At 64.2% G+C, this 21,190-nt stretch carries 16 protein-coding genes; 10 read left to right on the forward strand and 6 right to left on the reverse strand.

The window, feature by feature from the left end; genetic code table 11:
- The first annotated feature begins 2 nt into the window (after window positions 1-2).
- From PMI04_RS12180 to PMI04_RS12210, 7 genes are read left to right on the forward strand one after another with little or no spacing between them, the layout of a single operon-like run.
- Complete coding sequence (locus PMI04_RS12180; protein ID WP_007707145.1) at window positions 3-1,376, forward strand: O-antigen ligase family protein; 1,374 nt, start codon at window positions 3-5, stop codon at window positions 1,374-1,376.
- Complete coding sequence (locus PMI04_RS12185; RefSeq protein ID WP_007707149.1) at window positions 1,369-2,298, forward strand: glycosyltransferase; 930 nt, start codon at window positions 1,369-1,371, stop codon at window positions 2,296-2,298. The genes PMI04_RS12180 and PMI04_RS12185 overlap by 8 nt, the downstream gene beginning before the upstream one ends.
- The gene (locus tag PMI04_RS12190) at window positions 2,295-3,239 is read left to right on the forward strand and encodes a glycosyltransferase family 2 protein (RefSeq protein WP_007707155.1); all 945 of its coding nucleotides are present in this window, start codon (window positions 2,295-2,297) and stop codon (window positions 3,237-3,239) included. Before PMI04_RS12185 ends, PMI04_RS12190 begins: the two co-directional genes overlap by 4 nt.
- Entirely contained in the window at window positions 3,239-4,204 is a 966-nt protein-coding gene (locus tag PMI04_RS12195) for a glycosyltransferase family 2 protein (protein WP_007707158.1), read from the forward strand. The genes PMI04_RS12190 and PMI04_RS12195 overlap by 1 nt, the downstream gene beginning before the upstream one ends.
- A complete protein-coding gene (locus tag PMI04_RS12200) occupies window positions 4,201-5,322 on the forward strand; it encodes an endo-1,4-beta-xylanase (RefSeq protein WP_037485734.1) in 1,122 nt (373 codons plus the stop codon). The genes PMI04_RS12195 and PMI04_RS12200 overlap by 4 nt, the downstream gene beginning before the upstream one ends.
- Window positions 5,319-6,404, forward strand: a complete 1,086-nt coding sequence (locus PMI04_RS12205; RefSeq protein ID WP_007707160.1) for an acyltransferase — start codon at window positions 5,319-5,321, stop codon at window positions 6,402-6,404. Before PMI04_RS12200 ends, PMI04_RS12205 begins: the two co-directional genes overlap by 4 nt.
- Entirely contained in the window at window positions 6,404-7,339 is a 936-nt protein-coding gene (locus PMI04_RS12210) for a glycosyltransferase (protein ID WP_007707162.1), read from the forward strand. The genes PMI04_RS12205 and PMI04_RS12210 overlap by 1 nt, the downstream gene beginning before the upstream one ends.
- Here PMI04_RS12210 and PMI04_RS12215 read toward each other — a convergent pair.
- The 3 genes from PMI04_RS12215 to PMI04_RS12225 form a co-directional block, all read right to left on the reverse strand.
- A complete protein-coding gene (locus PMI04_RS12215) occupies window positions 7,324-8,604 on the reverse strand; it encodes a glycoside hydrolase family 16 protein (RefSeq protein WP_238535886.1) in 1,281 nt (426 codons plus the stop codon). The genes PMI04_RS12210 and PMI04_RS12215 overlap by 16 nt on opposite strands.
- Window positions 8,605-8,826: 222 nt before the next feature.
- Entirely contained in the window at window positions 8,827-10,170 is a 1,344-nt protein-coding gene (locus PMI04_RS12220; protein WP_007707166.1) for a UDP-glucose/GDP-mannose dehydrogenase family protein, read from the reverse strand.
- 332 nt (window positions 10,171-10,502) lie between these two features.
- Window positions 10,503-13,508 (reverse strand): TonB-dependent receptor, encoded by a 3,006-nt coding sequence (locus tag PMI04_RS12225; protein WP_007707168.1) that lies wholly within the window; start codon window positions 13,506-13,508, stop codon window positions 10,503-10,505.
- Window positions 13,509-13,873: 365 nt separating this feature from the next.
- Here PMI04_RS12225 and PMI04_RS12230 point away from each other — a divergent pair, with 365 nt between their 5' ends.
- Window positions 13,874-15,259 carry an MFS transporter gene (locus PMI04_RS12230; protein ID WP_007707174.1) on the forward strand — a complete coding sequence of 462 codons (1,386 nt, stop codon included), beginning with the start codon at window positions 13,874-13,876 and terminating at the stop codon, window positions 15,257-15,259.
- A gap of 26 nt (window positions 15,260-15,285) precedes the next feature.
- A complete protein-coding gene (locus PMI04_RS12235) occupies window positions 15,286-16,761 on the forward strand; it encodes an aldehyde dehydrogenase family protein (RefSeq protein ID WP_007707178.1) in 1,476 nt (491 codons plus the stop codon).
- A gap of 22 nt (window positions 16,762-16,783) precedes the next feature.
- On the opposite strand, the gene PMI04_RS12240 is transcribed toward PMI04_RS12235, so the two are convergent.
- The 3 genes from PMI04_RS12240 to PMI04_RS12250 are packed head-to-tail and all read right to left on the reverse strand — an operon-like array spanning window position 16,784 to window position 19,616.
- Window positions 16,784-18,190 (reverse strand): M20/M25/M40 family metallo-hydrolase, encoded by a 1,407-nt coding sequence (locus PMI04_RS12240; protein WP_007707181.1) that lies wholly within the window; start codon window positions 18,188-18,190, stop codon window positions 16,784-16,786.
- Window positions 18,187-18,378: a ferredoxin gene (locus PMI04_RS12245; RefSeq protein ID WP_004212347.1), complete on the reverse strand. Its 192-nt coding sequence runs from the start codon at window positions 18,376-18,378 to the stop codon at window positions 18,187-18,189. Before PMI04_RS12245 ends, PMI04_RS12240 begins: the two co-directional genes overlap by 4 nt.
- Window positions 18,375-19,616, reverse strand: coding sequence for a cytochrome P450 (locus PMI04_RS12250; protein WP_007707187.1), 1,242 nt, complete (start codon window positions 19,614-19,616; stop codon window positions 18,375-18,377). Before PMI04_RS12250 ends, PMI04_RS12245 begins: the two co-directional genes overlap by 4 nt.
- 370 nt (window positions 19,617-19,986) lie before the next feature.
- Between PMI04_RS12250 and PMI04_RS12255 the strand changes: the two genes are divergently transcribed.
- Window positions 19,987-21,168 carry an acyl-CoA dehydrogenase family protein gene (locus tag PMI04_RS12255; protein WP_007707191.1) on the forward strand — a complete coding sequence of 394 codons (1,182 nt, stop codon included), beginning with the start codon at window positions 19,987-19,989 and terminating at the stop codon, window positions 21,166-21,168.
- Window positions 21,169-21,190: the final 22 nt, after the last annotated feature.

Below are 21,190 nucleotides of genomic sequence, written 5' to 3' on the forward strand. Positions count from 1 at the left end.
CCATGGCAAGCGCGGCCTGGCAACGCAGCCTTCAACACCCCAACAGCCCTGCGATCAGCCCATCGCGCCTCGAAAGCGCACGACTGGTCCTGACCGCCCAGATTTTCTACTTCGTCTTCCTGATGCTGGTGTTCATCGGCCAGCAGCCCTTCGCTTCGCGCAACCAGGAAGAGCTGGTGGCGATGGCGCAGGACAATGACGGGTCGGATTTCTTCAAGCAGACATTGTTCATCGGCTTCGCCCTGCTGCTGACCGGCGTGCAGCTCATCCGCAGATACCCGCCACGCTACCGCTTCACCCTCTGGCCGCTGGCGATCATGCTCGCATGGTTCTTCATCACCTGTAGCTGGGGCGTCGATCCGTTCGTCTCGTTCAAACGCGCCATGCAGCAGTTGATCGTGATCTATATCACCTTCAGCGCGCTTACCCTGATCGGACCGGAACGGCTGCTGCAATCCCTGCGCTATGCACTGATCCTCTCGCTCATCATCTGCTGGATTTCGCTGCCTTTGACCCCGGCCGCGGTGCATCCGCCGACCGAAAGCGACAAGGCACTGATCGGCGCCTGGCGCGGTTTCTTCTTTCACAAGAATATTGCGGGCGCGGTCATGGCACTGACGTTCATGGTCGTGACCAATGCCTGGATCGATACCAAGCGCTGGTATTATGCGCTCTTCTCGGTGATGGCTTTCGTCTTCGTGATCGGGACCAAGAGCAAGACGTCACTGGCCCTGTCCTTCGCGATCCTGGGCGTCTGCGCCATCTACCGGGCACTGAGCGATTCAACGCAAAAGCGGGCCATCCTGCTCATCATGGTCGCGCTCGGCATGGTCGGCGTGCTGTGGCTCTATGTCGCCTTCCAGCCGGTGGTGGAACGGCTCTTCGCCGATCCGACCTCGTTCACCGGCCGCGTCTCCATCTGGGAAGTCGACCTTGCCTATCTCAAGGATCATCCGTTCCTCGGCGCCGGCTTTGGCGGCTTCTGGCAGGTCGGCGCACGCAGCCCGTCGCTCGACTATCTCAACCAGGCCTTCCAGACGCTGACCGCCCATTCGCATAATGGTTATCTGGAAATCCTGGTGACCACTGGCCCCATCGGATTGATCCTGCTGGTCATTTCCTTCCTGCTGCTGCCCGCCATCTGGTTCCTGACCGGGGCGACGCCGGAAAACCGGGCGCTGATGGTCCCCTGCTTCGCGATCTGGGTGTTCGTCCTCTACCAGAATCTGCTGGAAACCTCGTTCTTCGACAAGGATCGGCAGGTCTGGGTGATCTTCCTGGCGGCCATCGCCGCCGCGCATGCGACCTACAAGGCCCGCCCCCGTCCGGCCTGGCGTCGTCGCTATCTTTCCCGACCGGAGGCTCAACATGGCTAATGTCGTCATCTGTATCGCGACGTGCAATCGCCCCCAGGGGCTGACCCGCACGCTCGCATCCCTCGCCGCGCTCGAAACCCGTCATCGCGTCGACATCCTCGTCGCGGACAATGATGCCGAGCGTCAGCAGGGCCTCGCCGTGGTCGAGGGTCTCGCCAGCGCAGGCTATCGCTGGCCGATCGAAGCCCTGCTGGTGCGCGAACGCGGCATTCCCCTTGTTCGCAACGCGCTGGTGGAAGCCGCGCTGGCGCGCCCCGGCATCACCCATGTGGCGATGATGGATGATGACGAGGCCGCCTGCCCGGGCTGGATCGATGCGCTGGTCGCCGCGGCCGATCGCTGGAATGCCGACGTCGTCGGTGGCGCGGTGCTGCGGGAAATGGACAGCCAGGTCGCGCCATGGGCCGAACGCCACCCCCTGCTCCAGCCCAAGCGCCGGGACAAATCCGGTCCGGTCACGCTGATCGACAGCACCGCCAACGTCCTGATCGGCGCCGATGCCCTGCGTCGTATCGGCCGCCGTCCGTTCGACGAGCGGATGGCGTTGACCGGAGGGTCGGACAAGCAGCTCTTCACCCGGATGCAACGCGCCGGCTTTCGCTTCGCCTGGTCGGAGGAGGCTCTGGTGACCGAATTGATCCCTGCCAGCCGGGTGACCGCAAAATGGCTGCTGATGCGCGGCTACCGCGTCGGCATGACCGACATGATGGTGCTGCGCACGCACAGGGGACGGCTCGGCGCTGCCCTGGCGGAAACGCCGCGAATCCTTGCCGGCTTCGCGGTCGGTGCAATCGGCCCCTTCGCCACCCTGGATCGCGGCAAGCGGGTGGAGCGCCTCGGCAAGCTTTACCGCGCAGCCGGAAAAATCGCCGGCCTTACAGGCTATCATTATGAAGAATATCGAAAGGTCCACGGCGCATGACCCAAGCCCCCTTCTTTTCCGTCGTGATCCCGCTCTATAACCGGGTCGATGTCGTCACCGAAACGATCCGTTCGGTCCTCGCCCAGGACTGGACCGATTTCGAGATCGTCGTGGTCGATGACGGATCGCATGACAATCCGGCACCGGTCATCGAAGCAATCGGCGATCCGCGCCTGCGCTATATCCGCCAGGACAATGCCGGCGGCGGCGCGGCCCGCAACCGTGGCATTCTGGCGGCGCAGGGCCGCTACATCGCCTTCCTCGATTCCGACGACCTGTTCCTGCCGGGCAAATTGTCGATCATGGCGGAGGCGCTGGCCGGCGATGGTGGACGAACCGTCCTCTACTCGCGGATGAAGGTGGACCGTGGGGTCGACCGTTACTGGATCCGTCCCGATCGCGGCATTCGCGAGGACGAGGATGTCGGCGAATATCTATTCTGTGCCAACCAGTTCATGCAGACGTCGACGATGGTGGTGCCGACCGCCATGGCGCAGCAGGTCTTGTTCGATCCGGCGCTCAAAAAGGGGCAGGATCTCGATTTCTGCGTCCGCCTCCAGGGCGCGGGCGCCCGCTTTCGGATGATCGACCGGGCGCTGACCATCTGGCTCGACGCCACCGAAGTTGGCCGGACCTCTTATGTTCGGGGCTATGAAACCTCGCTCGACTGGCTCGATCGCTGCGGCCATATGCTGACCGGCCGGGCGCGGCGCGGCTATCGTGCGACCGTCCTTGCCTATCATATGGCCCCGATCCGGCCCGTCGCGGCCATCAAGGATCTGGTCATCGGCCTCGCCGCCGGTGGCGTCCCTCCCCGGGTTATCGCGCGTCAGGTCTTGCGTTCCTACATGCCCAAGGGGGCGTATCGCTCTCTGGTCAACGGCTTCGTCCTGCGCTTTGGCAAGGCCGATGCACTCAGCCGCAGCAGCGCCCGATCGTGATGTCGGCCTGGCAACCCCCGTCGGTGCTGCAGAAACAGGCAGCGCAGCCGCTCTTCTCGGTCATCATCCCGACCTATCAACGGCGGGATAAGGTGGTGGAGGCCGTCCTGTCCGCGCTCGACCAGAGCATCGCGCTGATCGAGGTGATCGTCGTCGTCGATGGCTCCACGGATGGTACGGAACAGGCGCTGGCCGCGATCCCCGATCCGCGCCTGCAGGTCATCGTTCAGCCCAATCGCGGCGCATCGGCGGCACGCAACACCGGCATCGACCATGCCCATGGCCGCTATATCGCCTTCCTCGATTGCGACGACCGCTTCCTGCCCCATCATCTGGCCGATCTGTTGCCGCTGCTGCAGCAGGGCGAGGCGGTGGTGGCCTATGGCCAGGTTCTGGTCGACCGCGGCCAGGGCCGCAATTTCCTCAAGCCGCCACGGGCGATCGCCAGCGGGGAGGCAATCGACCGCTATCTGATGTGCGACCGGGGCTTCATCCAGACCAGCAGTCTGGCACTCAGCCGCACGCTGGCCGACCAGGTCCGCTATCGTGAGGATGTCCGCTTCGGCGACGACACAGACTTTGCCGTCCGACTGGCACTGGCCGGGGGGCAGTTCCGCATGACCGCACAGCCCGGCACCATATGGGCCGACCGGGATGCGGAACATCGCCTGTCCCATGTGCGCGGCAGCGTCGGCAGCCTCGGCTGGCTGCGCGATCTGCGCCCCCATATTTCGCCGCGCGCCTTTTCCGCCTATATGGGCTGGCACGCGGCCAAGGGCATCTGGCCGACCAGCCGGGTCCAGGCAATGCGCTATTATGCCGTCGCGCTGCTGCGCGGCGCGTTCGGGCCGCGTCTCGCCGCCACCGTCCTGATGCAGATCATCCTGCCCGATCCCGTCTATCGCCGTCTGTCGGATCGCTGGATCGACATGACCCAGCTGGTGGGTGGGAGGCCACGCCTTTGAACCGCCGCGACTTCCTGTGCGGAGCCGCCGGCATGGCGGCCTCCCTGTCGGTGCCCATAGGCGCTGCCGCGATGCCGGCGGGCCTGGCCACCCATGCCCGCGCCAAGGGGCGTTATTTCGGTGCAGCGGTCAAGTCGCGCCAGCTGCGGGAAGACGCCGGCTTTACCCAGGCCGTCGCGCGCGAATGCAATATCCTGGTCCAGGAATATGAGCTGAAACGCGGCACGACCGAGCCGAAGCCGGGCCGCTACGATTTCAGCGGCGCGGACCAGATCATCGACTTCGCGCAAAAGCATGACATGCGCGCGCGCGGCCATGCGCTGGTCTGGTATGCGGCCCAGCCGCCCTGGCTGGAGCCCGCGCTCCAGGCCGCCAGCGACCGCCAGCGCCAGACATTGATGACCAGCTACATCACCACCGCCATGCCCCGCTATGCCGGCCGCATCCAGGAATGGGATGTGGTGAACGAGGCGCTGGAACCCAATGACGGTCGTGCCGACGGCATGCGCGCCGACAGCATGTGGATGCAGGCGCTGGGCGAACATTATATCGACACGGCCTTCCACACCGCGCGCGAGACCGATCCGAAGGCGACCCTGTTCCTCACCGATTATGGCATCGAACATGACTCGCCGCGCTGCGAGCGCCGCCGGACCGCGATGCTGAAGCTGCTCGACCGGCTGAAGGCCCGCGACGTGCCGATCGACGCGATCGGCATCCAGGGTCATCTCAAACCCTATAAGGAAGGGTTCAACGAGCGCCGTTTCGCCGATTTCCTCGACCAGTTGCGCGGCTATGGCGTGAAGCTGGAAATCACCGAATTCGACATTGCCGACATTGGCGGGCCGCCCAACCCGGCCAAGCGTGACAGCGAAGTTGCCAGTGTCGGCCGTGCCTTCATCGATGTCGCGCTGGACAATCCGGCGATGCAGGCCGTGCTCTGCTGGGGCCTGTCGGACCGCTATTCCTGGCTGTCCAACTACAAGGATTATAAATGGCCCGACGGCCAGTTGTCGCGCGGATTGCCGCTGGACGGCTCCCTGCGCCGCAAGCCGCTATGGGACGCCATCGCCGCCGCCTTCGACGCTGCACCGCCGGCAGGGAGACATGTCGCATGAGAATTTCCTCGCTCACGGGCCTGCGCGGCATCGCCGCCGTCTCGGTCCTGCTCTATCATATCCCGCACGCGCCGGCTTTTGCGGCCTTTGCGATCCCGCTTTTCTCGCGCGCCTATCTGGCGGTCGATCTGTTCTTCATTCTCAGCGGCTTCGTCATTTCCTACGGCTATTATGACCGGCTGATGCACAATCTGGGGCGGTCCAGTTACATGGACTTCCTGATCAACCGCACCGCCCGCGTCTGGCCGCTGCACCTGATCGTCACGCTGGTGTTCATGGCCCGCATCCTGGTCAATGTGTCGGGGACACAGGCGATCCCGCTCGACCTGCCCAATATCCTCACCAACCTGCTGATGATCCAGAGCTGGGGTTGGGGCACCCAGCCGATCGCCGGCAACAGCTGGTCGGTCAGCACCGAGGTCGCCGCTTATCTCCTCTACCCGCTGATCGCGATCATGGCCTTTTCCCGCTGGGGCTGGGCGCAACTGGCGCTGTGCGTCGGCATCCTGATCCTCGTCGCCAGTTCCGGGCGCGGGGCCAGCGGACCGCTGGATGTCAACGATTATGACACGGTGCTCACCCTGCTGCGCTGCCTGGCCGGTTTTGCGCTGGGCGTCCTCACCTATCGCATCCGCGACATGGCGCTGACCCGCGCCCTGCTGGATGGCCCCGCTCGGTTTGCCGCCACATGTGTCATCATCGCTGTCACCTTGATGCTGCCCCGCGCGGCCGATGTGCTGGTCGTCTGCCTGATGCCGGCACTGGTGCTGACCTGCTATTATGATGGCGCCGCCGCCCGCGCGGTAATGGCCAATCCGGTCAGCTATCATCTGGGCCTCATCAGCTATTCCATCTATCTGTGGCATCCGCTGGTGCGCGACATCATGGCCCGTGTCATGGGCATCGCCCATCGCCACGGCTTTGTCGGCCATGACTGGGTCTTCATCGCCGCGATGCTGGTCGCGACCTGGCTGCTCTGCTGGGCCAGCTATCGGCTGATCGAAGTGCCCGGCCACAAGGTCATCAAATGGCTGCAGCGCGGCGGGCGTGCCCGCCCCGCCGCGGTCAAGGCCCCCGCCTGATGCCGCCCGTCCCGACCATCTGGATCGCGATCCCGACCTTCCGTCGGCCGGCCCAGTTGCGCCATCTGCTCGAGACCCTGGCCGCCATCATTCCCCATGACGATGTCAGGTTGCTGGTGGCCGACAATGATCCCGTCGGCCAGGAAGGGGCGGCCGTCGCGCACGAAATGCAGGATGATCCCCATTATCCGCTGCCCATCCGCATCCTGCATGTTCCGGAGCCTGGCCTTTGCTCGGTCCGCAACGCGATCATCGCCACCGCATTGGCCGATCCGGCGATGCACTATCTGGCGATGATCGATGATGATGAATGGCCGCAGCCCGGCTGGCTCGACGCGCTGCTGGCCTGTCGGGAAGCAAGCGGTGCCGATGTGATCGGCGGCCCGGTCGACGCCCATTTCATGCGCCCGCCTCCCCGCTGGGCACGTAGCGCCCTGGTCTTCCAGGCGGAGGATCGGCCTTCGGGACCGACCAGCATGCTGTGGGCCAGCAATAATCTGCTGCTGACCCGTGCGGCGTTGGCATTGCTGCCCGCCCCCTGGTTCGACCCGCGTTTCAATCGCAGCGGCGGCGAGGATCTGGATTATCTTACGCGGCTGCGCGACGCGGGCGCCCGCTTCGGCTGGGCCGCCGACGCCCGGGTCAGCGAATGGGTCCCGCCGGAACGGGTGCGCCTCGGCTGGGTGCTGTCCCGCATGTGGCGGATCGGCTTCACCGAGACGCTGACCCGCCGCAAGCACCGGCCCGGCATCATCGGCACCCTCGCCCTGTTCGGCCGGACGCTGGCGGTGTTCGCGATGCGCACCGCAGGCCTTCTTGCCCTGTTGCTGCCCGGCGCGCGACGGGTCGACATCGCCGGGCAGTGGATCAAATGCTGGGGCCGCCTCTATGCCCTGGCGGGCGGCGGCAGCCGCGCCTTTTACGGCGCGGAATAGACCTTGAAGCTGCGGATCGTCATGTCGCCGCTGCCGTCGGCATAGGCACCGGTCGTCTTCACCGCCACGTTCATGATCGGGTAGAAACGGAAGCCCTTGAACGGGTTGACCGACTGGTAGGTCTCCTGACCATCGACGAACCAGGTGATATAGTCACGCTGGATATCCACGGCGAACTTATGAAATCCCTGCGAGAATCCGGACAAGCCATAGGCCTGTTCCGCCTGGATCACGGCCCCGCGCTGGTCATAGCGCGTGCTGTTCGCGCCGACATGGATGGTGGACGAGATATGGCGATCGAAATCCCAATAGCTCTGATAGCCAAAGCCCTCATAGATATCGATTTCCGGCGGCCAGCCGCTGGTCGAAATCAGCCAGAAGGCGGGCCATGATCCCCGCCGGCTGGGCATTTTCGCATCCCATTCATATTGTCCATAACCGATCTGGCTCGCCAGGAAGTTGCGCCCGTCCAGGACGGACGCGCCATAATTATAGCTGGTGCCCTGATAGCTGATCGGCGTCTTGAGCAGCTGGCTGTGCAGGACCAGCCCCTTGTCGCTCCAATATACCGGCCCTTCGATCCCGGGATAGGTGGCGGTATCGACATAGAGGCCGGTTTCGCCATTCGCCGTCTGGGCGCGGCCATGCGACAGGGTGGTCGCCCACCGGTCCCAGCCGCCATCGACCGACCGCTTGTGTGTATCCTTGAGCAACTCGAACTGCAGCGTCCCCGATGGCGTGAACGTCCGCCCCTCGCGGAAGGTACCGGTCGCCTTGGCCGTCGCATCGATATAGGCCTTGGCCGTCACCGTTGCGGTCGACTGGCCCTGCAGCGCGCCCCAGGGCGCCTCACGCAGCTTGACGGTGAATTGCTGCCCTTCTGTCGCGGTCATGACCGGCACCTCGACCGTCTGGGTCAGCGGATCGCCCGGACGGAAGATGACGACGGTATCGACGGTTTTATAGTTAGTGCCCGACAGCGCCTTCAACGTCCCGGTGCCATTGACGGTAGTGATGCGCGCAATCACCGTATTGGGCGTATCGCGATCCAGATAGACCGGAACATAGGCGGTGCTGCTGCCGGGCTTGTAAGTCGCATTGCCGATCCACAATGTAGCCTTGGCCGGCAGTTTCGTGCCATTGGCAAAGTCGAAATCGGCAAAGCTGTTGGTCGTGCTGCTGGCGACCGATGCCGTGACGCTTGTGCTTGCCGTCGCGCCGATGGTGACGGTTCCGCTGTCGCTGTCCGCCGTGGTCGACAGCACCGTACTGCTGGTGGTTCCTCCGGATAATAAAGTTGCCGCGCTCGCGACGAAGATAGATGTGATGAGTGCGCCGGCTCCAAGCATGGAGCCAGCTGTCCTGCTGACCATAGTGCAACCCCCGATTTTGTGAGACCCAAGGGTCCCCCATGGGGGTTAACAAAAGCTTCCAGGCAAGCTCGACCCGTCGCAAATCCGCCATTTTTGCGACGGGCCGTGGAACTTTTACTCGGCGGCTTCAACCAGGATTTCAGGCTGGGGCGGCATGCCCCGGCCAACGCTGTCATAGATAAAGCCAGCGGCCTCAGCGACTTCTGGACGGTAGATGTTGCGCAGGTCGACCAGGCCATTGCCTGCCATCACGCCACGAAGGCGGGTAAGGTCAAGGGCGCGCAAGGCATCCCATTCGGTGACCAGAACCACCGCCGCAGCCCCCTGCGCCGCGCTGTAGGGATCCCGTGCAAAGGCCACCTCACGCAGCAGCGGCTGCGCTGCCTCCATGCCCTCGGGATCATAGGCACGCACCTGCGCTCCGGCATCCTGCAACGCCTGGATGATCGATAGCGACGGCGCATCGCGCATATCATCGGTATTGGGTTTGAAGGTCAGCCCCAGCACGGCGATCGTCTTGCCACGCACCGACCCATTGCACACCGCAATCACCTTGCGCGCCATCGCCCGCTTGCGGCTTTCATTGACCGCGACCGTTGTCTCGATCAGCCGGATCGGTGCCCCGGCATCTTCGGCCGTCTTGACCAGCGCCAGCGTATCCTTGGGGAAACAGGAACCGCCATAGCCAGGCCCCGCATGCAGGAATTTTGAACCAATACGGTTATCCAACCCAATACCGCGTGCCACCTGCTGCACATCGGCACCGACCCGCTCGCACAGTTCGGCCATTTCGTTGATATAGGTGATCTTCATCGCCAGGAAGGCGTTGGCGGCATATTTGATCAGTTCGCTCGTACGCCGGCCGGTGAACTGGATCGGCGCCTGGTTCAGGTAGAGTGGGCGATATACTTCTTCCATCACCGGCCGCGCTCGTTCATCCTCGATCCCGACGACAATGCGATCGGGCCGCTTGAAATCCTGGATCGCCGCCCCTTCCCGCAGGAATTCCGGGTTCGACGCCACCGCGAATTGGGCATCGGGGTTGGTTTCGCGAATGATCCGCTCGACCTCGTCGCCGGTGCCGACCGGCACGGTCGACTTGGTGACCACCACGGTAAAGCCTCGCAGCGACTTCGCGATCTCCCGCGCCGCGTCATAGACATAGCTCAGATCGGCATGCCCGTCCCCACGCCGGGCCGGCGTGCCGACTGCAATGAACACGACGTCCGCATCCGCCACCGCGCCGGCAAGATCCGTGGTGAAGGTCAGTCGCTCCGCCTTCACATTGCGCGCAATCAGATCGCCAAGGCCAGGCTCATAGATGGGAACACCGCCCTCCCGGAGCTTGGCAATCTTGCTTTCATCCTTGTCGACGCAGACGATTTCGTGGCCGAAATCCGCGAGGCACGCTCCCGATACCAAACCGACATAGCCCGATCCGGTCATCACGATCCGCATGACAAATCTCCTTGTCCAAAGTGCAATATTTTCCGGCCTCGGCCGCTATCCACCGGCGCTTCGACAAATATCGGACACAGCAATACGCCCCCGGAATCCCGGGTGCATCATTGCTTGTCGCCCTGCATTGGTCGAAGCATCCAGCGGTCATGGCCAGTGCCGCGTCAGTGGAACCAGCCACCTGTTGACGCGATGCAGCATAACGCGGCGAGCCCGCTTTATGCAACGCGGCCTGCCGCTGCGCGGGCACATATGGACGCGGGAAAATGGCAAAAAGGGCGGACACGCCATGCGCATCCGCCCTCTTCCCTGCAATTTCGAACCTGTGCGGCTCAGAAGCGGAAGCGCACCCCTGCGGTAAACGCGCGGCCGATGAAGTCATAGACCGCTATGTTGGTCGGCAGGTTCACGCCCGGGACGGTACCGGGAATGATCGGCGGCTTCTTGTCGAACAGATTGTTCACGTTAGCGAACATCTCGAAATTGCCGTTGCCCTTGGGCACGGTGAAGCGCAACGCCAGATCGGTGTACCAGACCGGATCCACCTTGTTGTCGACAAAGGCGATCGGCGCCGGGCCGCCAGGAATATCCAGCCGCATCTTGTCGATATATTGTTCCGCAATGGTGATGCCGAACGGACCGTTGCTATAGTCGATCGACAGGTTGCCGCGCCAGCGCGGGAAGCCCGCCGGATTGCTGCCGACCACGCTGACGCCGGCATAATGGGCGATCGGCGCGCCATCATATTGCTGCGCATCAAACTTATCGAGATAGTTCATATAGAGGCGCACGCCCAACGCACCATTGCCGACCGAAGTGCGGTAGCTCGCATCGAAATCGATGCCCGCCGTCTTCAGGAAGGCGATGTTGGCGGGGACGATATGGACCAGCGAGGGCAGGCTGGTCGGCGTCGTGCGATCGATCAGGCTGCATTCGGCAGCGCCCGATCCCCCGGCATTATAGCAGTTGGTGATGATCTGCTGCGACGACAGGCTGTCGATCAGGCCGGTGACCTTGATCTTGTAATAGTCGATCGACAGCGAGAAACCAGGCATGAACGATGGGGTCAGCACGCCACCCAGGGTCAGCGTCTTGGCCTTTTCCGGCTTCAGATTGGCGTTGCCGCTGGTGACCGTGTTGACATTCTGGTTGAGGCCGCTGCCATAGCTGCCGTCGGCCGTCTGCAGATCGTTGACGATGCCGATGCCGCTCTGCGCACCGGCATAGAGCTCGAACAGATTGGGCGCGCGGATGTCGCGCGACAGGGTGGCGCGCAGCATCAGGTCATCAACCGGCTTCCAGGTGCCGCCGACCTTCCAGGTTTCCACCGTGCCCGAGGTCGAATAATCGGTCACGCGCCCGGCGCCGTTGATGCTCAGTTCGCGGAAGAAGGGCTTGTCCTTGAGGATCGGCACCGCCAGTTCGCCATAGATTTCCTTGACGTTCAGGCTGCCATGGGCAGTGCCGACATTGGTCAGCCAGTAGAAATTGGTGGTCGCAGGAACGCCGCGCAGCCCGGCAAAATAGGCAGACCGCTCGGCCGTCGTATCGAGCAGCGAGGGATCGGCATTGCTGGAGAGATTGAGCTTCTGCTTGCGATATTCAGCGCCGACCGCAAAATCGACCGGCCCCGCCGGCAGATCGAACAGGCTGCCGCTCAGGTTCACCGCAAACGCATCCTGGCGGATCGTCGCCTCATAGCGCGATGTGCCGGTGGCATAGGCATAGCCTTCGGGGGTCGATTTGGATGGGTCGCCATGGAGGACGTCGATCGGTTTGCAACCGGCATATTGGCTGGCATAGGTCGGATCGAGCAGCACGCGACAGGTGATCTGGCCGGTGCTGGGGTCCACCACCGCGTCGGATGCGGCATAGAGCTTCTTGCTGTCATACAGGCCCGAATTGGCCATGGTGTGCTTGGAATCGCCGTGCGAATAGCTTGCGCTCCAGTTGAGCGAGGCCAGCTTGCCGGTCAGACCGGCGTTGATCATCCAATAGTCGGTACGTTCCTTTGCCACCGGTGCGGGCTGGCCGGCATTATATTGACCGACCGTATAGCTGTCGGTGGCGGAGGTCAGCGCGGAATTGAGGGCGGAGGAAAGATAGGGGTTGCCCTTGTAGATGGTCACCGCCTGCGACGGCGGCACCAGCGCATTGACCTGGGTCGAATATTCCAGGTCCGCCCGCGACCAGCTGCCCTGGACGAAGGCGTTGATGTCGTCGGTCACATCATAGCTGAGCCGACCGAAGGCCTGATAGGTGGTCAGCGGGGTGATCGCCGAACCGGTGTTCGGAATCTGATAGCCATCGCCGCCCGACTGGAAGCCGGTGGTGCCGACCGCGGTACCGGTGTTGAACGGCCGGGTGGTCCCGTCATTGTTGATGACCTGGCCGACATAGGGATTGCCCGCGACGCTCGATCCGGTGATCCGGCCATTGGGCGCCAATGCCGAAATCAGGATGTTCGACCCGATCGTATAGGGGTTGCGCGCGCCGCCTGGAGCGCAGACCGACGCCGGCTCGGTCGAAGGCCGGGTACAGCCGACCACGCTGCCGACATAGCTATAGCCCTTGGTCGCAAAGTCGCGATCGCTGCGCAGCATGCCTTCATTGTTGGAATATTCACCGCTCAGCAGGAAATGCCCGCGACCGCCGGCGAAATCCTGGCCGACGGCCAGGCCCAGGCGCTGGTTGGCATTGTCGCCCTCGTCGGAGATCCCCGCCTGGGCGACGCCCTTGATGCCGGTGAACTTCTTGTCGAGGATGAAGTTGACGACGCCGGCAACCGCGTCGGAGCCCCATTGGGCCGAGGCGCCGCCGGTCACCACATCGACCCGCTGCATCAGCAGCTGCGGCAGGACGTTGGTATCGATGGTGCCGACATATTCGGTCGGCGACACACGCATGCCGTCGAACAGGATCAAGGTGCGCAACGGCCCCTTGGGGTTGGCGCTGGGGGTACCCAGGCCGCGCAAATTGAGCACATTGCCGTGGATCGGCGCGTTCGAAAAGTTCGACGCCGACTTGGACGGGCTCAGCGAGTTGGAAAATTGCGGCAGCTTGTTAAGCGCATCGGGTATGCTGGACGGCGTCGTCTTCGACAGTTCCTCGGTCGTGGCGACCGTCACGGGCGTCGGCGCGGTATAGCCGTCGCGCACGATGCGCGAACCGGTCACGACGATGTCGGATGTGCTGACTGGCGCGCCAGTGCCCTGTTCGGCAGCCTGTTCCGGCGCCGGCGCGGGCGCCGCAGCATCCTGCGCCAGGGCGCTGCCCGTCAGGGCAACGATGCTGGCGCCGATCGCCAGCGACGACGCAAAAATCTTGTGCTTGGACATTGGTCTTTCCTCTCCCTGGACACAATGTGTCGGCTCTTCGGCCCACACCTGTCATTATTATCCCGGTGTGCATTTTTATTTCTATCGCTCCAGCGGTGGATGTCAACTAAAATTGCACCAGAGGTAAATGTTTGATCCGAGAAGAATCTGCCCGTTGCCGCGACGAAAATCCGGCTTTCTTATAGGAGCCACCGTCAAAACAGCAGAACTGCCCCCGTTCATATATTGACCTATGGTGCAAAAATGTGCGTTATGGCCGGCAACAGATCGTGCCGATCCGCAGACCAGGCACGGCGATCAGGATGGAGAAGGTCGTTGTCGAGCGTAGGCCCCAGAGAATCGGTCGCAATAAAGGCGTTTCGGTCATGAGCGAAACCGCCCTGCCCCTGTCATCTTCGTTGTCATCATCGCCGGCGATCGACAGTCAGCCGTCGCCGCCCCCTGCCCCGATCGTTGCCGACTATCCCAGCCCCGCCATGGGCTGGCTGACGGTCGCGATCCTGTTCCTGCTCTATATCCTGTCGCTGACCGACCGGAACATCATGGCGCTGATGGTCGGCCCGATCAAACAGGATCTGGGCCTGTCCGACCTCCAGATCAGCCTGCTCCAGGGGCCGGCCTTCGCCGTCCTCTTCTGCCTCTGCGCCATTCCGCTCGGCATGGCGCTCGACCGCTACAGCCGCCGCGTCGTCCTCTATCTCTCGGTCACGGTCTGGAGCATCGCGGCGGCCTCCTGCGGTCTGGCCGGCAGCTTCATCGGCCTTGCCATGGCGCGGGCCGGCGTCGGCGCGGGCGAGTCGGGTTTTGGCACCGGCAGCTATTCGGTCGTCGGCGACAGTTTCCCGCCGCACCGCGTCTCGCTCGCCATGTCGGTCTTCATCATGGGCGGCGTCATGGGCGCGGGCATCGTCTTCCTGCTGGGCGGCCCCATCGTCGGTGCGGCGATGAAGGCCGGCCCCGCCACCTGGCCGCTCTTCGGCACGCTCCAGCCCTGGCAGCAGGTGTTCATCATGACCGGCGCGCCCGGCATCCTGCTCGCCTTCCTCGTCTTCCTGTTCCGCGAGCCGCCCCGGCGCAAGGCTGCCAGCAGCAGCGGCGCGGGCTATGGCGAAGCCTGGGCCTATATCCGCCGGCACAAGCCGCTCTACACCGCCGCCTTTGTCGGTTTCGGCCTCGCCTATGCCGCCACCATCGGTTTCCAGCTCTGGACCCCCGTCTATCTCGCCCGCATCCATGGCTGGCAGCCGGCGCAGATCGGCCCCGTGATCGGCATCGCCCAGATCGCCGCCGCCGCGCTGATCCCGCTCCATGGCTGGACCGTCGATCGCCTTTATCGCCGGGGCCGCAAGGACGCGCATCTTGTCTGGTGTCTGATGACCGTGCTGGCCGCCGCGCCCTTCGGCATCGCCGCCTTCCTGGTCGCCAGCCCCTGGGCGACGGTCGTCTGCTACTGGTGCTTCATGGCGCTGATCCTCTCGACCGCCAGCATGGGGCCGGCCACCGTGCAGGTCGTCACCCCGGCCTATCTGCGCGGCCGCGTCTCGGCGCTCTATGTGCTCGCCTCCGGCCTGATCGCGATGGCCGGCGGTCCGGCCTTCATCGGCCTCGTCACCGACAAATTGTGGGGCGACGAGATGAAGGTGGGCCTCTCGCTCATCACCAGCGTCTTCTGCGTGCTGTTGCCCGCAGCCATCCTCTTCGCCCTGGGCCGCGCTTCGATGCGCCGCGCCCATGAAGGCGAGCCGGTCTGACCGGCCTCTTCCCAAAGGACATAAAGATGATCGAAACCCGCCGCCCCGCCTTCCTCGACGGCAAGCCCAAGCAGTTGCTGATCGACGGCCAGCATGTCGACGCCCTGTCGGGCAAGAGCTTCCAGAGCTTCAGCGCGTCGACCGGCGAACTGGTCGCACAGCTAGCGCTGGCCAGCGCCGAGGATGTCGACCGCGCCGTGCGCGCCGCTCGCGCCGCCTTTGAAGGGCCATGGAGCCGCTTCAAGCCGGCCGATCGCCAGGCGGTGCTGCTGCGCCTCGCCGACCTGGTCGATGCGGAGTTTCAGGATCTCGCCCTGCTCGACGTGATCGAGATGGGCCGGCCGATCACCGCCGCCATGGGGCTGCGCGGCATGCTGCAGCGATCGCTGCGCCATTTCGCCGGCGCCGCCACCGCCATCCATGGCGAGACTTTGTCCAACAGCTTCCCGGTCGACCTTCTCTCCTACACATTGAAGGAGCCGGTCGGCGTCGTCGGCGCGATCATCCCCTGGAATGGACCGCTGTTCAGCGCCGCGTGGAAGGTCGCCCCTGTACTCGCCACCGGCTGCACCATCGTGCTGAAGCCAGCCGAGGATGCCTCGCTCAGTCCGCTGCGCTTTGCCCAGCTCTGCCTGGAGGCCGGCGTGCCGCCCGGCGTCGTCAATGTCGTCACCGGCGCGGGCGAGACCGGCGCTGCCCTTGCCGCCCATCCCGACGTCGACAAGATCGCGTTCACCGGCTCGTGCGAGACCGGCCAGCGGATCATCGCCGCCTCGGCCGGATCGGTGAAGAAGGTGACGATGGAACTGGGCGGCAAATCACCCAACATCATCTTTGCCGACGCCGATCTCGACGCCGCCACCCCGGCCGCCGCGATGGGCGTGTTCAACAATTCGGGCCAGGTCTGCGCCGCCGGCACACGCCTGTTCGTCGAACGGCCGGTCTATGAGGAAATGGTGCAGCGCATCGCCGCCTTCGCCGCCAATCTCAAGATCGGTCCCAGCCTCGACCCCGAAACCGTGATCGGCCCGCTGGTGTCGGCCAAGCAGTTCGCCCGCGTCTCCTCCTATCTCGATCTTGGCCCGCAGGAGGGCGCCCGGCTCGTCACCGGTGGCCATCGCGTCACCGGCGGCGCGCTCGACCAGGGCCATTGGGTCGCGCCGACCATCTTCGCCGATGTAACCGACGAGATGCGGATCGCGCGCGAGGAGATTTTCGGCCCGGTATCCTGCATCCTGCCCTTCGACAGCCTGGACGAGGTGATCGGCCGTGCCAACGCCACCCGCTTCGGCCTCGCCGGCGGCGTGTGGACCCGCGACATCGGCAAGGCCATGACGGCGGTCAAGCGTATCCGCGCCGGCTCCATCTGGGTGAACCATTATTTCGCCATGGACCCGTCGGTCCCGTTCGGCGGCTACAAGATGAGCGGCTATGGCCGCGAAGGTGGCGCCGAGCATATCGACGCCTATCTCCAGACCAAGGGCGTGTGGATCCGCACCTGAGCGGCGCTAACCGAGGGGCCGGTCAGCGCCCCTCGGCATAGGCGCGGATCAGCGCATAGAGATAATCGCGCCCGTCATAGACGCTCTTCACCCGGATGCGCTCGTCCACGCCATGGGCGCCATTGCCGTCGGGATCGAGGAAGATGCCCGGCACGCCATAGGTCGGGATGCCCGCAGCGCTGAGATAGCGGCCATCGGTGCCGGCGGTCAGCAGGTTGGGCACCACCGGAATACCGGGGAAATGCCGCTGCGCCAGCTTTTCGGCCGGCCCCATGATCCGGGGATCGAGCGGCGGCGGCACGGCCGGCGCGCCCTTGTCGCCCTTGCGCGTCAGGGCAATCCCGGGCGGCAGCGCCGCGCGTAGCCGCGCCTCGACAGCCTCCACCCTGTCGCCGGGAAACAGGCGGCACTGGATCGTCGCCTGCGCCCGCTGCGGCAGTGCATTTTCGGCGTGGCCCGCCTCCACCTGCGTCGCGACACAGGTGGTGCGCAGCATCGCATTATAGGTGACGTCGCCCGTCACCGTGGCGACCGTCGCGGCGTCATCCTGCCCCTGCCCCAGCCGCTCCATCGCCTGCCCCATCGCGCCGCCGACGATCGGCCCCATGCGGGTGAAATAGCCGCGATTGGTGGGGTTAAGCTGGATCGGGAATGACAGCCGCCGCACCGCCGCCAGTGCATCGGCCAGGTCATAGATCGCATTGTCGGGGCGCGGCCGGCTGCTATGGCCGCCGCTGTTGCGCGCCTCGATCGTGAAGCTCTGCGCATATTTCTCGCCGACCGCCAGATAGAGGGCGATCGGCCGGCCATCCTTGTCGCTGATGCCATAGCCGCCCTCGTTCAGGGCAAAGCCCGCCTGCACCGCATCGCGCCGGTTGCGCAGCAACCAGTCGACGCCGTTCACCGCGTCGCCGCTTTCCTCACCGCAGGTCAGCGCCACCTTGATCGATCGCTGGGGACGGAAGCCCGCCGCCTGCATCCGGATCAGGCTGTCGATCCAGATCGCGGACAATGCCTTGTCGTCGATCACCCCGCGCCCGATGAAATAGCCCTTCTCCTCGGTCAGGCGGAACGGATCACGCGGCCAATCCTCGCGCCGGGCGGCGACCACATCGATATGATCGACCAGCAGCATCGGCGCCGCGCGCGGATCGCTGCCCTCGATCCGGGCGATCAGGCCGCCATCCCTCTCATGCCCCTGCGGCACGAAGACCTCGGCGCGATCCGGCCCGAACCCTGCCTTGTGCAGCCGATCGAGCATCCGGCCCGCCGCGACGGTGCAACTGCCGGTCGGCGCGCTGGTATCGGTCTCCACCAGTTCGCGATAGATATCGCGAAAGGCGATCTGGTCGGGGCGCAGCTCCGCCGCCATCGCCGGGCTGGATGCCAGCGCGACAAGGCCGCCAAGGGCCAGCAGGGAGCCTCTCATTTCTGGATGTCGAGCGCGCGTTCGGGGCAGGATTTGGCGCCCATCCAGGCCAGCCTTTCCTGTTCTTCCGGCACATCGATGTCGCCGGGCATGATATAGCCCTCATCATCCAGCTCGAAGATATCGGGCGCCATCGCCCAGCAGCGGGCATGGCCCTGACATTTCTCGCGATGCACGATGATCTTCATGCCGCATCCTCCTGCGACCAGTCGAGGATGAGGTTTTCGATCCCGAACACATGGCCGCCATAGGTGACCGGCGCGGTGCCGGACTTGATGCGGAAGGTCGGGATGCGTTTCAGCCATTCCTCCAGCCCCACGACGATCTCGCGCCGCGCCAGATGCGACCCCAGGCAACGATGCGGACCATAGGCAAAGGCGGTGTGGCGATTATCCTCGCGGGCGAGGTCGATGCGCGCAGGATCGGCAAATTCCAGCGGATCGCGATTGGCGATCATCGTCGCGCAGGACACATAGTCGCCCTTGCGGATCGGCGCGCCCTCAAAGTCCACGTCCTTGGTCGCCACCCGGATCATCTGCACCGTCGGATAGGCGCGCAGCAATTCCTCCGCCGCCAGCACGATCCGCTTTGGATCATCGCGCAGCCATTGCTGGTCCGCCTGATGCCGCGCCAGATAGTTGAGATCGAATCCGATCGCCGCCGCCACCGTGTCCAGCCCGGCGATGAACAGCAGCACGCCGGTGCCCCTGATCTCCTGGCTAGTAAGTGGGCGATCATCGATCCGCGATTGCACCAGGAAGGACATGAAATCATCGACCGGCTGCCGGCGCCGATCAGCCGACAATTCGTCGATGAAGGCGACAATGGTGCGCGCCGCCGCCGGCCGCTTCACATTGTCGCCATGCAGCAGGTCGTTGGCCCAGCCGACAAACTCATCGAGCCGATCGTCCGACAGGCCCAGGAAGCGCAGGAAGATGTTGACCGCGAAGGGGAAGGCAAAATCGGTCATCACGTCGCAACTGGTGCCCGACGCGGCGATCCGGTCGATCAGCACGCTTGCCCTTTCGCGCACCGCCGTTTCTAGCGCCATCACCCGCTTGGGCGACAGCAGCGGGTTGAGCAACGAACGGAACTTGCCATGTTCGGGCGGGTCCAGTTCCAGCGGGATCATCGGCCAGCTTTCGCCCAGTGCCGAAGCAAAGATGCTGCGATGGCTGGAGAAGGTTTCGGGATCCTGCAACACCCGCCGCTGATCCTGCGCGCGGGTGATGACCCAGGTGCCCTTGCCGTCGCGGGTGTTGACCGGCGAATAGAAGATACGCGGCCCATCATGCACCACTGCGCTCGCCGCCTGCGGATCGCCATTGGGGGTCGGTTCCAGCCCCGGCGAACTGAACAGGCTGAAATTGCCGATCATGTCGGGCGGCACATGCGCCGGGATCGGACGGGCGGCCATGGTTTCCATACTACGCTCTCCTGCAGCAGTAGCCAGTTCTCGCGCCAAGACGGACCGGCCTTATCAATTTTGCATTATGGTATAGTTTATGAACAGGCGACCGGCTGTCAATCGGGCAATCGTCGTTACGATATTTTCCTGCGCGCGCGCCATGAGCGCCACCGCATTTCCGCGCTTTTCCGCCATATTGCGCAAAATTCGCGATTTCTGTTGCGGATGAAAATTATCCTTGAGTGCAAAATATAACTAGCCACCTGTGCAATATTGACCTAAGGAATCGGTCATGGATCGCAAGCGGCCATCCGAAAGCCGCGAGCAGCCCGACGGGTAACACCGGACCGGCGCGCTCGCCTTTCGAGCAGAACAGGGATGTGAGTGGATGGCGGAAATGGAGCCCATCGATAGAGAAGAATTCCGGCAGGAGGCGCGCGCCTGGCTGAAGGCGAATTTTCCGCCGGCGCTGACCAATGTGCCCGGCCTCCTCTTCCAGGGCGACGCCCATGCCGCCGCCGCCAATGACGATTATCAGCTCTGGCGCCAGCGCATGACCGACAAGGGCTGGGGCGTTCCCACCTGGGCGCCGCGCTATGGCGGCGCCGGCCTCACCGAAGCGCATGGCAAGATCATCGGCGAAGAACTGGCGGCGATCGGCGGTTTCAACCCGATCCGCAGCTATGGCACGATGATGCTTGGCCCCACCCTGCTGGAATATGGCGACGAAGCACAGAAGCTGGAACATCTGCCCTTCATCGCCAGCCATGAACGGCGCTGGTGCCAGGGCTTTTCCGAACCCGGCGCGGGATCGGACCTGGCCGCCCTCCAGACCAAATGCATCGACATGGGCGACCACTGGCTGGTCAGCGGGCAGAAGATCTGGACGTCGGGCGCCGACCAGGCCGACTGGTGCTTCGTCCTCGTCCGCACCGACACCGAACGCAAGCAGGGCGGCATCAGCTTCCTGCTGGTCGACATGCAATCCGAAGGGATCGAGGCGCGGCCGATCGTCCTGATCAGCGGATCGACCCATTTCTGCGAGGTCTTCTTCAACGATGTGAAGGTGCCCAAAGGCAATCTGGTGGGTGAGGTCAACCAGGGCTGGACCATCGCCAAGCGGCTGCTGCAGTTCGAGCGCAACAGCCTGTCGGAGGTGAAGGCCGACATCACCCCCCTCGCCCCGCTCGCTCATGACTATCTGGGCACCGACGCGCTCGGGCGGATCGACAGCCCGGACCTGCGCGCCCGGCTGGTGCGCAATGCGATGCGGCACGAAGCCTATATGGCGACCGTACGCCGGCTCGCCGCAGAGGCCAAGAATGGCGGCCCCAGCCATGGCGTGTCCGCACTCAAGAATTTGTGGTCCGGCATCATCCAGGAACGAGCGGAACTGCTGATCGAGGTGATGGGGGCCGATGGCCTGGGTTGGGCCGGCGATCCCTACACCGCTGCCGAGAAGGAGGCGACGCGCGCCTGGCTGCATAGCAAGGCCTTCTCTATCTACGGCGGCAGCTACGAGGTGCAGAATAATATCACCGCCAAGCACACGCTCGGCCTGCCGGGCTGAGCATGGGCAAGGAAGAGAAAAA

The organism is Sphingobium sp. AP49 (genome assembly GCF_000281715.2).
GTDB lineage: Bacteria > Pseudomonadota > Alphaproteobacteria > Sphingomonadales > Sphingomonadaceae > Sphingobium.

Excerpts from the sequence above, each read along its gene's own strand:
- PMI04_RS12180 (WP_007707145.1), top strand. The coding sequence starts at position 3 with ATGGCAAGCGCGGCCTGGCAACGCAGCCTTCAACACCCCAACAGCCCT.
- PMI04_RS12185 (WP_007707149.1), top strand. The coding sequence starts at position 1,369 with ATGGCTAATGTCGTCATCTGTATCGCGACGTGCAATCGCCCCCAGGGG.
- PMI04_RS12190 (WP_007707155.1), top strand. The coding sequence starts at position 2,295 with ATGACCCAAGCCCCCTTCTTTTCCGTCGTGATCCCGCTCTATAACCGG.
- PMI04_RS12195 (WP_007707158.1), top strand. The coding sequence starts at position 3,239 with ATGTCGGCCTGGCAACCCCCGTCGGTGCTGCAGAAACAGGCAGCGCAG.
- PMI04_RS12205 (WP_007707160.1), top strand. The coding sequence starts at position 5,319 with ATGAGAATTTCCTCGCTCACGGGCCTGCGCGGCATCGCCGCCGTCTCG.
- PMI04_RS12210 (WP_007707162.1), top strand. The coding sequence starts at position 6,404 with ATGCCGCCCGTCCCGACCATCTGGATCGCGATCCCGACCTTCCGTCGG.
- PMI04_RS12220 (WP_007707166.1), bottom strand. The coding sequence starts at position 10,170 with ATGCGGATCGTGATGACCGGATCGGGCTATGTCGGTTTGGTATCGGGA.
- PMI04_RS12225 (WP_007707168.1), bottom strand. The coding sequence starts at position 13,508 with ATGTCCAAGCACAAGATTTTTGCGTCGTCGCTGGCGATCGGCGCCAGC.
- PMI04_RS12230 (WP_007707174.1), top strand. The coding sequence starts at position 13,874 with ATGAGCGAAACCGCCCTGCCCCTGTCATCTTCGTTGTCATCATCGCCG.
- PMI04_RS12235 (WP_007707178.1), top strand. The coding sequence starts at position 15,286 with ATGATCGAAACCCGCCGCCCCGCCTTCCTCGACGGCAAGCCCAAGCAG.
- PMI04_RS12240 (WP_007707181.1), bottom strand. The coding sequence starts at position 18,190 with ATGAGAGGCTCCCTGCTGGCCCTTGGCGGCCTTGTCGCGCTGGCATCC.
- PMI04_RS12245 (WP_004212347.1), bottom strand. The coding sequence starts at position 18,378 with ATGAAGATCATCGTGCATCGCGAGAAATGTCAGGGCCATGCCCGCTGC.
- PMI04_RS12250 (WP_007707187.1), bottom strand. The coding sequence starts at position 19,616 with ATGGAAACCATGGCCGCCCGTCCGATCCCGGCGCATGTGCCGCCCGAC.
- PMI04_RS12255 (WP_007707191.1), top strand. The coding sequence starts at position 19,987 with ATGGCGGAAATGGAGCCCATCGATAGAGAAGAATTCCGGCAGGAGGCG.